The organism is Candidatus Contendobacter odensis Run_B_J11, from assembly GCF_000531125.1.
Classification (GTDB): domain Bacteria; phylum Pseudomonadota; class Gammaproteobacteria; order Competibacterales; family Competibacteraceae; genus Contendibacter; species Contendibacter odensensis.
The window spans coordinates 1-11,149 of sequence record NZ_CBTK010000038.1 but is presented as its reverse complement, the minus strand read 5'-3'; the positions used below and the strand labels follow the sequence as shown (position 1 = coordinate 11,149).

Genomic DNA, 11,149 nt, shown 5'->3' with positions numbered 1-11,149 from the left:
GGCCTACGGTGCGGACAAGGTTGGGCGGCCATTGCGGCGCGAAGGCGTGGAGGTAGCCCGCTGCACGGTGGAGCGGCGGATGCGGAGGCTCGGTCTGAAAGGTGTGCGGCGTGGCAAGCCGGTCAAAACCACGGTCAGCAACCCGGAAGCCGCCGGTCCTGAGGATCGGGTCAACCGCCCGTTCCCGGCGGAGCGTCCGAATGCGCTGTGGGTATCCGATTTCACGTAGGTATCTACGGCACAGGGGTTCGTCTCTGTGGCCTTCATCATCGACGGGTTCGCCCGGTACATGGTCGGCTGGAAGGTGTCCCGCTCCGCCCGCACCGACTTCGTGCTGGATGCGCTGGAGCAGGCCCTCTGCGCACGCCAGCCGTTCGGCCCGAGCCGCTTGATCCACCCTAGCGATCGCGGGGTGCAATACGTGTCGATCCGTTATACCGAGCGCCTGGCCGAGGCGGGCATTGATCCCTCGGTGGGAAGCGTCGGCGACTCCTACGACAACGCCTTGGCCGAGACCATCCATGGGCTGTACAAGGCCGAGGGGATCCACCGGAAGTCTTGGCAGGGCCTGGAGACGGTGGAATGGGCCACCCTGACCTGGGTAGACGGGTTCAATCATCGCAGACTGCTGGAGCCGATGGGTTACATTCCGCCGGCTGAGGCCGAAGCAGCCTACTATCGCCCACTCACCGAGTCCGCCATGGCGGCGTGACTCACCGCAATTAGCCTCCGGAATTCCCGGGGCGGTTCACTACGCCCATTTTACGGTGGAACACTTGCGCCGCTATGTGGATCGCCCAACCGAGGAAACAGGAGGTGACCAAAATGTGTACCGCCCGAAACTGCGCGTGGTAAAAGGCGGTTTAAGTGATTGATTTAATGGTGGCTACGGGTGGACTTGAACCACCGACCCCGGCATTATGAGTGCCTGAACACCATTTAATTTTATTCATTATCAATAAGTTAATCGCCGACCATTGCACAGCGACGTTTAACAAAGTTGAACGATGAAGTACAAAGTTCCAACAATCTCCCAATGGGTGTAAAGCCTTCAGCGCCATTTACTCCCACCTCACCACACTTAGCCATTCGGCCTCGGTCAATACCGCGCTTAACCTGATCAGTATCTGATCGGCCTCATCATCGCCCTGATTCGCAGCCACCCAAAACCAGCGATACGCTTCAGCCCGTACAGCGGCACACTATCACCGTTCAGCACCAGCACGCCCAGACTGACCACGGCCGACGCATAGCTTTGTTGCGCCGCTTGCCGCAGCCAGTACAGCATCACTGCGGGATCAGCATTGCCACGGAATAGCATTATGTTCCTGGAAATCCTTTACTGAGACATCTGATGCCAGCAGTTCCAGGGCGGACGCCGCTGATCCGGTTTCAGCACCCACAAGCCCCGTTTCGCGGCTTAGGTTGGAAAAGAAGTTATGCGGCGATGCGTTGAATCAGAACCTCGGCGGCTTCTTCGGTGAGGGTCGCCGTCTCCAACCAAAGCAAGTCCCCTGCCTCTTGACGTAGACCATTGATGGCCGTGCGCGTCGCTTTCATTTGTTCAGGCGAATATTGCGGATCGTCAGCCAGCGGGATATTCAACAAGAGTCCCGCTTTATAAACATCCAGACACGTTTCCTTCGCTTGCTGGAGTTCCCATAACTTGGCATGGGCATCACGAATGGCGGAACTGACCCGATTGGGGCGGATGACACCAAAGTGCGCGGCCATGCCCATCCCCAAAAAACCCATTTGAATGGGGCGGCTATCTGGGCGAAACCGCATCTTGACATTGAAAAATGCCGCCAAGTCGGGGCGCTGGCTGGCGACCAGGGCGCGAAGTTGGTTGCCCCATCGTTGTTGTTCATTGCTGGGCGTCGCGCTTTCGTTCTCCTCATCGGCGTCATCCAGCGCCGACAAGCTGGCGCTCAGTTGAATGGCCTGACGAAGCACCCCAAATAACGTATCCGAACGCGCCTCAAAAATGGGGCCTAAAGAGAATCCGCCGACGGGAGCCGTCCACCCGGAAAATTCACGAAAGGTTTGCAGATGGCAGCGCAAGCTCGCCATCCCTAAATCCAAAAATCCTTTGGCGTTTTTTGCATAGGCACCATACATGCAGTCGAGCGTATCCGGGCGGATCGACTGGATAACCTCCACCGCGCCATCGGCGCCCATCACGCCAATCAACGCGGTCAGGCGTTCACCAGACCCCCTTATTGGTTCCCAATACACGGGCGACCAGCGGGCTTGATAAGCGGGAAGTTTTGGAAAGCCGGAAAAATCGAGTCGAGTGATCTCAGTGTCCATAATCCAGGTCTCCCTGGGTCGTGCGAATCCGCAGTGCAGTCATTGAATTTAACGCGAGCCAGCGACGCCGCAAAAAGTGCAGTCCTTGATTAAGCGGAATCGCTGCGTTGAGGATATCCGCCGTGGCGATGATTTGTTCAGCGGCCAGCAATAAATCGTCCGTATAGGAGGCGTAAATCTGGGTGACCTCACGTTTCAGCCGTTGTCGCGCCAATTCATCGGTGCGTGCGGCAATCGCTGTCGTCATCAGATGATTAACGGTGACCGTCGCTGGGTCGACCCGCAGAGCCAAGCCGTGGTCAATCAACCAGAATCCCTGCCCATCAAATAATAGGTTACCACCGTGCCGGTCGGGATTGGCAATCCATTCATCAAAACAGGCGGAGCGAACCAGCGCCGGCCACCCTTGGAGCAACGCCGCAATCAACGGCAGATGTGCGGCCAGTACTGGCTGATGCAAACTGGGATACCCCACGTCAACACTGCCTGCTACCAGGAGTTGTTGGGCAGGATCGATAACCAAAAGAGGTTCAGGAATTGGCAAATTGAGCTCGCGTCCCAATAGCGCACAAAGAATTTCGGTGATCAATTCGTAGAGCGGGAGTTCTTTAACAATCGCCATCACTTCCCCTTGGCGGGTCAGTACCGGCGCACGCTGCGCGTGATTAATCCCGTCTCCCACCGGACGCCCGCCCGGCAACAGCATACCCAGCCGAAGAGAGTCCATGCATTACGCCTTATCGTAGGAGGCTTTGTCTTTGTGGAGTATTGAAATGCTGTTGATCAAATCCAGCACAAGTTGCAGCCCTTCATCGTAAGGCGCTTTATCAACCATCGGAGTGAGCGGGCGGAACATTCAAGCGACCTGGCGGGATTGGCCCCAACACAAACGCTCCCCAAGGGGCGCGCGAAGTCAGCGTGGCTACCCGCTCTCGGATAGCTCCAATCAGCAGGTCAACCCCAAGCACCACGGCTTGGTCACGCAGTTGATCGGTTATTTCCAAGTCAGTGACCAGAACGCCAAACGCGGTAACGGTAAAAAAATAGGGTGGATTATTGCTTTGCGACTCATCGAGTGTAATAGACACTTCAAGTCCTACCGCATTAGGTCGCCCTTCAATCTCAGTCTTGTTTAATAGCGGGCTGATACAGCTCCCTCGGCGATTCCCGTCCGGATCATGATCCGGATTGGCGCGAACTTCTTGGTGGGTGAAAAAGTAATTCTCAAGCTGCCAGGGGTAATGATCCATGTCGTTGTCCGTCCCTCAAGTGACACGCCGCCTTCGCCCACTGGCTTGCCATCTTTTCAGGCTTAGGGGATGAGGCTGAATGCGCTAACACGTCAAACCAGCGCACTTTCGCGGATTGCGACGCAATATGAAGGTGAAGGGTTCCGCCCGCTGCGCGAGCCAGTCGCACCATGCTGTCAATCGTGAGGTTGGCATCGCCGCGCATCACCCGGGTGATATAAGCGGGACTGACGCCAAGGCGTGTCGCGAGGTCCGTTTTGCGAAGTTGCTGGCGATCCATCAAGCGCTTCAGATCGATAGCAAAATCCAGCTTGGCGTGTTCCGCCCAATAATCATCACGTTGTTCGGCGCAATGAAGCAGTTCAGTAAATGTAGTCATCAGGACTCCTCTCTAATCAGCAAGCGACCTTGTTGTTTGGCACAGGTGTATTGGTCATGGATTCGTTGCGCTTCAGCCACTCAACGCCGCTACCGGCTGTCCACGAACCCCATTAATCACCGGAGAGGCAACTCGCCATCGAGCGGTATGAACAACCTGTATTTCCATTGATAATTAACTTATAAGTTAAGTTTATGCGTTCTGTCCAGAATCTTCATTACTTCTTCATCAGGGCAAGCCGCAAACCCCAAACCTGATCACTTTTCGGCTGACGACATCTGAAGTTCCTATTGAAACAACGCCGCGCATGGCACCCCGTCCCATCGCCATCCAAGCGCGTCAAGCCGCACTGGGTGAGATAGCGCCACGCTTCATCATCATGGACGCCGCCGATCTTGCCGGTCAGGGTTTCGGCCGCAGGGACTATTCCCAGACTCAAACCGGCCAGAATCAGCCAAAGATACCGAAGCGCCATGATTATCGCTAACCGCCCGCCCCCACGGTTCCATATAAATGCCGTTCCAGCAGGACGCGGATATATTCACTGACCGGGCGCTGGTCAGCGCGGGCGACGCGGGCCAGATCGTCATAGACCGCTTCGGGGATATGCAGCTTCACGTCACGGTCGCACTTGGCGCGGCGGGGTTTTTCGGGGACGGGAGCCGCAGAACGCAGCGGAGTCACTGAAGCAGTCAGGGGTTTCGACATGGCGGCGGTTTCCACACTGCGCCACACAGGTTGAGAGTGGCGTGGTCTCAACTACCGGGTATAAGTCGGCTGGGGTGATTCGCGCACACGGCAGGCCGGGCCTTATTTCCCCCTATCAACCACGCCTTTGGGGGCGAAGCTAAACAACTCGCGTCCACACGCCCATGCTGAACGGGCAGACGTGAACCACCGCTGATGACGGGGCGATAGCCGCTTATACCTAGTAGTGAAGCTACGGTATGTCAGCACCGGACGGCTGTCAATTCCAGCAGGGAAAGGCGCAACATTTTCTATATTCGGTTCGTCAGTTTTCGTGCCAAGGCAACCGCCGCAATACCCGGCTCCATTGCTGTGCGTTTCAAAATTAACAGGGCTGTTTTCAAAATTGCAAATTTCGGGAATGGCCGCGAAAAACCCATTTTTCGTAAGTCCATGATATAAAACGATTTGATATTTTTGCCGGAATTGGCAAGGAATGTGCTACATCTTTCAAAAACTCCAAACCATTCAGAAAAAAATGAAAAACAAGCGCACGATGGCGATCCGGTGGAGCCGGATGCTGATGTTGGGCGTATCGCTCCGCAGGCGGACGGCATTGGTCACGCCCTCATGAGCAGAAAAGCCGTGAACCTCTCCACCCTCTGAACCGACGTGGGCTGCACACCCAATGCAGCGCAGAAACGAGACGTTATTCATGTTGACGACCCGTTGTACCTTCCCGCCGGTCCCGGTTCCGGCAAAACTCGCGTGCTGTTGTGGCGCACCGTCAACCTGATTATCGTTCACGGCGTCCGGCTCGATGAGATTTTCCTATCCACCTTTACCGAAAAAGCCGCCTTGTCGATCCCTTGCTTAGGTTTTTCCAACGCCAGAATCGGCGGTCACTCAGCCCGCTCGATGATGTTTCTGGAAATGCGCTCACTGGTGAATGAGATGCCGCTTTCCGTGAAAAAAGACGACTTCGCCAGGGTCATCGTTGAAGAGAATGCTCTGGAAAAGCCGACTCTGAGCAGCCGCAAGAAAAGTCTCCGACATTTAACCGAACTCTATGGTCTGGATCCTTCCAAAGCCTTGTTTCGCGTCCTCTGGACATTGGGCCACGATGATTTAGAGGCTCTACCTCAACTTTGTCTGGTGAGCGCCTATGCCCGTGACCCGCAGCTCCGTCACAGCTTTGAGTTAATCCGCACCCTGCGTTTGGGCGAGACGCTGGAACGATCCGCGATGGAACGGCATCTGGAAAATGGTTTTCCAGATCGGTTCAGTCCAGCGATGAAAAAATCAATGGCCCAAAATGTGAACACGTCGTGGACTGTTGGCGAGCATCTCACCGGTAAAGCGAAGAAGGTTCGGCGCTTTCCCGATCCGCGTCCACTTTCTGCTGCCTACGCTCTATTTGTCGGCTATCTAACCGGGCTGCGCGGCGAGCGCTTGCTCAACTCCATTTTTGCCGATCTGGTTGCCGCGAACCGACCCTCATTGCAAGCGGCGCTTTCGCTCGCTGCTGCGCGTGGCTTGCTTTCGCTGAAACAAGCAGCGGATATTGTGGAATTTGATTTTTCCTCTCTATTGACCCCAGAAGAACAGGCTTACCTTCATGAATCGGATTGACCTACTGCTCGAAAACTACCGCAGCCATATCAAAATGCCGTTACGGCTGGGTTTACCCGCCTCGCAGCGGGTCTGGTTTGCGGTATATCCCGCAGAAGAAGAACGGCGGTTGATCCATCGGCTGGATGATTTTGCCGTTCTGACTCAAGCTGCCGGTCATCCTTGGATACGGATTGACTTGCAAGGCCGTCTGGCGCAGTGGCTGGCTACTGTTGATGAAGAAGAACGGGCGGAATGGTTCAAAAATCCCGATGATGTTGATCTGTACGCCAAGACCGAATGGAAAGCGGCGTTGACCACATTCTTCCAAACTGAAGCAACCCGCGCTGCTGCCCCGGAGAGTACCGTTTTTGCCCTGACCGGCTTGATGGATCTTTATGACTTTCTGCACGTTTCCGATTTGATTGAGAGTCTCGAACAAACTTTTGTGGGCTATCTGCTGGTCTTTTTCCCCGGTGAACGGGAAGGCAACACCTATCGGTTTCTGAACGCCCGCACCGGCTGGAATTATCTGGCTGCCCCGATCCTTTGCGAAAAGTAGAACAGTAGGGCGGGTTAGGGCGTTAGCCCGTAACCCGCCATGAGCCATTACCGGTGTGAAAAGTAGGGCGGGTTAGGGCGTTAGCCTGTAACCCGCCATTAACGGGGATTTCCCACATTGGCGGGTTACGCTTCGCTAACCCGCCCTACATCACGAATTTTTATCACATGAAAACCAAAGAAATTTTTCTGAAAGACCCGCTGACGTGGAAACTGGTCAATGAGGGCGTCTCCAGCAATAACACCGAAGACAATGACACGCTGCGGTATGAACTTGAATCCTTCGTCTGCGAGGGCGAATACCTGAGCGGGATGCGCCGCATTCTTCAGGGCTACCGCGATAACTTCAACAGTCCAGAACAGAAGGCTGCATGGATTAGCGGCTTTTATGGGAGTGGGAAATCGCATTTGGCCAAAGTGCTACGCTATCTCTGGATCAACTATGCCTTTCCTGATGGCGCTACTGCTCGTTCGATTGCCCATCTCCCCGAGGACATTACCGATCTGCTTGCCGAGATTTCGACTTTGGGCAAGCGCCATAACGGTCTGCACATGGCCGGCGGTACGCTTAAAGCGGGAATGGGCAGTGTGCGCCTGCGCGTCATGGGCCTGTTTTTCAAATCGGTGAGACTGCCGGAAGGTTATCCCTACGCTAAATTCCTCCTTCACCTCAAGCGCGATGGTCAATTTGAGACTTTCAAACGCGCTATTGCCGATCAGGGCAAAGACTTCGATAAAGAAGTGGGGCGGTTCTATAGCTCGGGCGCGGTGGCAAGGGCTTATATCCAGTGCTACGACCACCTGAAGGATCCGGGTCAAGTGGGCGCATTGCTGCGGGCCGATTATCCGAACGTGGATGATGTCGGCATGGATGAAATGTGCGCGGTGATTCGCGAAGCGATTGCCTCCCATGACGCACTCCCTTGCACACTGCTGGTGCTGGATGAAGTGCAACAATTCATCGGCCAAGACGCGCAACTGGCGCTCGATGTTCAGGAAGTGACCGAAGCCCTCAGCAAGGCCATGGACGGGCGGGTGATGATCGTCGGCACCGGCCAGAGCGCCCTCAATGACACGGCGAATCTTCAGCGCCTGATGGGCCGCTTCACCATCAAGATTCATCTCAAGGACAACGATGTTGAAAAGGTGGTGCGAACGGTCGTTTTACAAAAGCGCGAAGATAAAAAGGCCGACCTCAACGCCTTGATCGCCCGGCATGAAGGCGAGATGACCCGCCAGTTGAAAGCGACCAAGCTCGCCGCGCAAGCCGAGGACACCCCTGCCTATCTCCCCGATTTTCCGCTGTTGCCGGTGCGCCGCCGGTTTTGGGAGCGGGTGCTGCATTCGGTGGATGTCACCGGCACGGCCGCCCAGATGCGAACCCAACTGCGGGTGGTGCATGAAGCCTGTCGGGTTTATGCCGATAAAGAACTCGGCGCGGTCGTGCCGGGCGATTTTCTCTACGACCAGATTGCTAATGATCTGGTCAGCACCGGCGAAATGCAGAAGCGGTTCCAGGAAATCATCGAACAGCAAAAGACGCTTGCCGATGGCGTGTTACGCAGTCGGGTGGCAGCGCTGGTGTTTCTGATCAACAAACTGCCTCGGGAACACGGCACCGATTTAGGGGTTCGCGCTGAACCGGAACACTTGGCCGACTTGCTCAGTGATGACCTCATCACCGGCAGCACCCAACTCCGCCAACAGCTTCCCGGATTGCTGGGGGTGATGGAGCAGGACGGGGTATTGATGAGGGTGGATAGCGAATACCGCCTGCAAACCACTGAAGGCGCGGCTTGGGAAGCGGAATTCCGCAAGCGCCGGGCGGCGGCTCTGAACGATCAGCCGTTGATCGCCTCCCGATTGAGCCAGCACCTCGACCAAAGTTTGACGAAGACCTTGGGCAACCTGTCGGTGATTCACGGCGAAGCCAAGGAACGCCGCAAAATCGTTGTCCACCATAGCGAAAGCCGACCGGAGAGCAGCGACGCCATCACGCTCTGGGTGCGCGATGGATTTTCTGCGCCCGAAGCCTCGGTGTTAGCGGACCTACGCAAACTCAGCACGGATGATCCGACCCTGCACCTGTTTCTGCCCAAAGCCCACGCCGACGAACTCAAAAATGCCCTGGCCGCCGCGCAGGCCGCCGAGGAAACGCTGCATTTCAAAGGCGTACCCACCTCAATCGAGGGCAAGGAATGCCGACGGGCGATGGAAACCAAGCAACATACGGAAAACGGGCGCATCGCCGATCTCATCGGACACATTCTGGGAGGCGCGCGGCTGTTTCTATCCGGGGGACAGGAGCAGGCGTTGATCAGCCTCAAAGAAGGCGTTGAAGCTGCCGCCCAACAGGTTTTGAGTCGGCTCTACCCCAACTTTCACGTCGGCGACGGGGCGAAGTGGCCGCAAGTGTTTAAGAAAGCCAAGGACGGTTCGGCCAGCGCTCTGGAGCAGGTAGGATTTAGCGGTGACCCGCAAACGCACCCAGTCGCGGCGGCGATCCTCGCGTTCATGGGGGCGGGCAAGACCGGCCTAGAAATCCGCAAGAAATTTAACGCTCCGCCCTATGGCTGGTCGCAGGATGCGATTGACGGGGTATTGACCACGCTCCTCGCCAGCAATCACCTCACCGCCCGCTTGAATGGTCATCCGCTGGCGCTGGCGGAAGTCGATCAAAAAAAGCTCGGTTCGGCGTCTTTCGGCACTGAAACTGTCGTGCTGACTGCCGTGCAGAAACTCGGCATTCGCAAGCTGTTCCAGGAAGCCGGTTTGCCCAAGACCACGCCCGGCCAGGAAGCTGCTGACGCTGTGGAGTTAGTCCGCCACGCCAAGGCATTAGCGGCGCAAGCGGGCGGGGATGCGCCAGCGCCCCTCGCGCCGACTGCGCCGGAATGGATCGCGCTTGAATCACTCAGCGGTAATGAATTGCTGATGGCGTTGTATGAGCAGCGGGAGACCCTGGCGGCGAAGCTCAAGACCTGGCAAGTCACCGGCCAAGCGATTGGGCAACGGCTACCGACTTTTGCTTTGGCGGAAAAGCTGGTTGCTCAGGCGGCGGGTTTGGCTGAGCAATCCAAATTGACGGCGACCCTGATCGCCCTTCGCGCTAATCGTTCGTTGCTGGATGATCCCGATCCGGTCGCTCCGGTGCTTAAAGCGGCGGCTAATGCGCTGCGTGTAGCACTAACCCAGGCGCATCAGGCCCATGCGGATCAGTTCACGGCGCAGATGGCGCGGATTGGCGGTCATGCGGCATGGCAGCAACTACCGGAACCACAGCGCCAAACCCTGCTCGCCAATGCCGGAGCTTTGCCCCGTGCTATTCCCGCGATGGGTTCCGATCAACAACTGCTGGCGGCGCTGCAATCGTGTTCTCTGGCCAATGGGCAGTCTCAAACCGATGCCTTAGCCGCCCAGTTTGACAAGGCGCTGGCCGCTGCCATTATCGCTACGGAGCCGAAAGCCCGGCGGGTAACATTGACTGCGGCGACCCTTCACGATGCCGTTGAGCTGGAGGCGTGGTTGCAGGAGGCTAAAACGGTGATTGAAGCGGCTTTGCAAGAGGGGCCGGTAATTCTCTAACCGTGATGGCGGGTTACGCTTCGCTAACCCGCCCTACTATTACTCAACAGGACGATCCAAACCCCTCATGCCGACTTCCCTCTCCAAAGAACACCGCAAGCTCCTGGAAAACACCACCACGGCGGCCCGCGTCCGGGCTGAATCAGGCTGTCGAGCGGCGCTGGAGTATCTGGCGGTGCATGAGCCGGAATCCCGCGCTCACATGACGGACGAGCAGCGCCGGTTGCGGGATCGGTTGCGGGCGCGAGGGCACGCTTTGGGCGATGCCTGCGATGCGCGTTCCGGCAGTCAGGAGATTGACCATCTGGGCGAGCTGGCGGCGTATGAGCATTGGCATCGCCTGCTGTTCACGCGCTTTCTGACCGAGAATGATTTGCTGATGACCGATGAGGCCAATGGCGGCGTTCCGGTGACGTTGGCGGATTGCGAGGAACTGGCGCCGGAACTGAACGCCCGCGATGGCTTTGATCTGGCCTGCCGCTTTGCCAGTCTGACCTTGCCGGGGGTGTTTCGGCGCGATGATCCGGTGCTGGAGTTGCCGGTGGCGATGAACGATCAGGTGGCGTTGCGCCAATTGCTCAACGCGCTGCCCGCTGAGGTGTTCCGGGCTGATGATGCGCTGGGCTGGACCTATCAGTTCTGGCAGGCCCAGCGCAAGGATGAGGTGAATCGGTCAGGCAAGAAGATTGGGGCGGATGAACTGTCGCCGGTGACGCAGCTTTTCACCGAGGATTACATGGTGGAGTTTCTGCTGCATAACACG

General features: G+C 56.9%; 11 protein-coding genes and 2 pseudogenes. 6 read left to right on the top strand and 7 right to left on the bottom strand.

Annotated features, from left to right (window positions below; all coding sequences use genetic code 11):
• Positions 1-712, top strand: a pseudogene (locus BN874_RS03485) (IS3 family transposase); the annotation flags it as partial.
• A gap of 408 nt (positions 713-1,120) precedes the next feature.
• Here BN874_RS03485 and BN874_RS03480 read toward each other — a convergent pair.
• From BN874_RS03480 to BN874_RS03460, 5 genes are all read right to left on the bottom strand, one after another.
• Positions 1,121-1,321, bottom strand: a complete 201-nt coding sequence (locus tag BN874_RS03480; RefSeq protein ID WP_034430857.1) for a hypothetical protein — start codon at positions 1,319-1,321, stop codon at positions 1,121-1,123.
• Positions 1,322-1,437: 116 nt separating this feature from the next.
• Entirely contained in the window at positions 1,438-2,313 is an 876-nt protein-coding gene (locus tag BN874_RS03475) for a hypothetical protein (RefSeq protein ID WP_034430855.1), read from the bottom strand.
• Positions 2,303-3,040, bottom strand: a complete 738-nt coding sequence (locus BN874_RS03470; RefSeq protein ID WP_154724723.1) for a hypothetical protein — start codon at positions 3,038-3,040, stop codon at positions 2,303-2,305. The genes BN874_RS03475 and BN874_RS03470 overlap by 11 nt, the downstream gene beginning before the upstream one ends.
• 100 nt (positions 3,041-3,140) lie before the next feature.
• Complete coding sequence (locus BN874_RS03465) at positions 3,141-3,563, bottom strand: hypothetical protein (RefSeq protein WP_034430853.1); 423 nt, start codon at positions 3,561-3,563, stop codon at positions 3,141-3,143.
• Positions 3,538-3,942 carry a helix-turn-helix domain-containing protein gene (locus BN874_RS03460; protein WP_034430851.1) on the bottom strand — a complete coding sequence of 135 codons (405 nt, stop codon included), beginning with the start codon at positions 3,940-3,942 and terminating at the stop codon, positions 3,538-3,540. The genes BN874_RS03465 and BN874_RS03460 overlap by 26 nt, the downstream gene beginning before the upstream one ends.
• Before the next feature lie 307 nt (positions 3,943-4,249).
• Between BN874_RS03460 and BN874_RS03455 the strand changes: the two genes are divergently transcribed.
• Positions 4,250-4,429, top strand: a complete 180-nt coding sequence (locus BN874_RS03455) for a hypothetical protein (protein ID WP_034430850.1) — start codon at positions 4,250-4,252, stop codon at positions 4,427-4,429.
• Here the strand turns inward: BN874_RS03455 and BN874_RS03450 are convergent.
• Complete coding sequence (locus BN874_RS03450; RefSeq protein WP_034430848.1) at positions 4,426-4,650, bottom strand: hypothetical protein; 225 nt, start codon at positions 4,648-4,650, stop codon at positions 4,426-4,428. The two genes, BN874_RS03455 and BN874_RS03450, sit on opposite strands and share 4 nt — an antisense overlap.
• A 507-nt stretch (positions 4,651-5,157) precedes the next feature.
• On the bottom strand, positions 5,158-5,346 hold the full coding sequence (locus BN874_RS24965; protein WP_195912088.1) for a hypothetical protein: 189 nt from the start codon (positions 5,344-5,346) through the stop codon (positions 5,158-5,160).
• Between BN874_RS24965 and BN874_RS03445 the strand changes: the two genes are divergently transcribed.
• The 4 genes and pseudogenes from BN874_RS03445 to BN874_RS03430 form a co-directional block, all read left to right on the top strand.
• Positions 5,302-6,261, top strand: a complete 960-nt coding sequence (locus tag BN874_RS03445; RefSeq protein ID WP_081756111.1) for a UvrD-helicase domain-containing protein — start codon at positions 5,302-5,304, stop codon at positions 6,259-6,261. The genes BN874_RS24965 and BN874_RS03445 overlap by 45 nt on opposite strands.
• Positions 6,248-6,802, top strand: coding sequence for a DUF1788 domain-containing protein (locus tag BN874_RS03440; protein ID WP_034430847.1), 555 nt, complete (start codon positions 6,248-6,250; stop codon positions 6,800-6,802). The genes BN874_RS03445 and BN874_RS03440 overlap by 14 nt, the downstream gene beginning before the upstream one ends.
• 167 nt (positions 6,803-6,969) lie before the next feature.
• Positions 6,970-10,386, top strand: a complete 3,417-nt coding sequence (gene brxC, locus BN874_RS03435; protein WP_034430846.1) for a BREX system P-loop protein BrxC — start codon at positions 6,970-6,972, stop codon at positions 10,384-10,386.
• 67 nt (positions 10,387-10,453) lie between these two features.
• Positions 10,454-11,149 (top strand): annotated as a pseudogene (locus BN874_RS03430) (BREX-1 system adenine-specific DNA-methyltransferase PglX); the annotation flags it as partial.

Bases quoted from the DNA above. Each gene is read 5' to 3' on its own strand.
- BN874_RS03480 (WP_034430857.1), bottom strand. From the start codon at position 1,321: ATGCTATTCCGTGGCAATGCTGATCCCGCAGTGATGCTGTACTGGCTG.
- BN874_RS03475 (WP_034430855.1), bottom strand. From the start codon at position 2,313: ATGGACACTGAGATCACTCGACTCGATTTTTCCGGCTTTCCAAAACTT.
- BN874_RS03470 (WP_154724723.1), bottom strand. From the start codon at position 3,040: ATGGACTCTCTTCGGCTGGGTATGCTGTTGCCGGGCGGGCGTCCGGTG.
- BN874_RS03465 (WP_034430853.1), bottom strand. From the start codon at position 3,563: ATGGATCATTACCCCTGGCAGCTTGAGAATTACTTTTTCACCCACCAA.
- BN874_RS03460 (WP_034430851.1), bottom strand. From the start codon at position 3,942: ATGACTACATTTACTGAACTGCTTCATTGCGCCGAACAACGTGATGAT.
- BN874_RS03455 (WP_034430850.1), top strand. From the start codon at position 4,250: ATGGCACCCCGTCCCATCGCCATCCAAGCGCGTCAAGCCGCACTGGGT.
- BN874_RS03450 (WP_034430848.1), bottom strand. From the start codon at position 4,650: ATGTCGAAACCCCTGACTGCTTCAGTGACTCCGCTGCGTTCTGCGGCT.
- BN874_RS24965 (WP_195912088.1), bottom strand. From the start codon at position 5,346: ATGAATAACGTCTCGTTTCTGCGCTGCATTGGGTGTGCAGCCCACGTC.
- BN874_RS03440 (WP_034430847.1), top strand. From the start codon at position 6,248: ATGAATCGGATTGACCTACTGCTCGAAAACTACCGCAGCCATATCAAA.
- brxC (WP_034430846.1), top strand. From the start codon at position 6,970: ATGAAAACCAAAGAAATTTTTCTGAAAGACCCGCTGACGTGGAAACTG.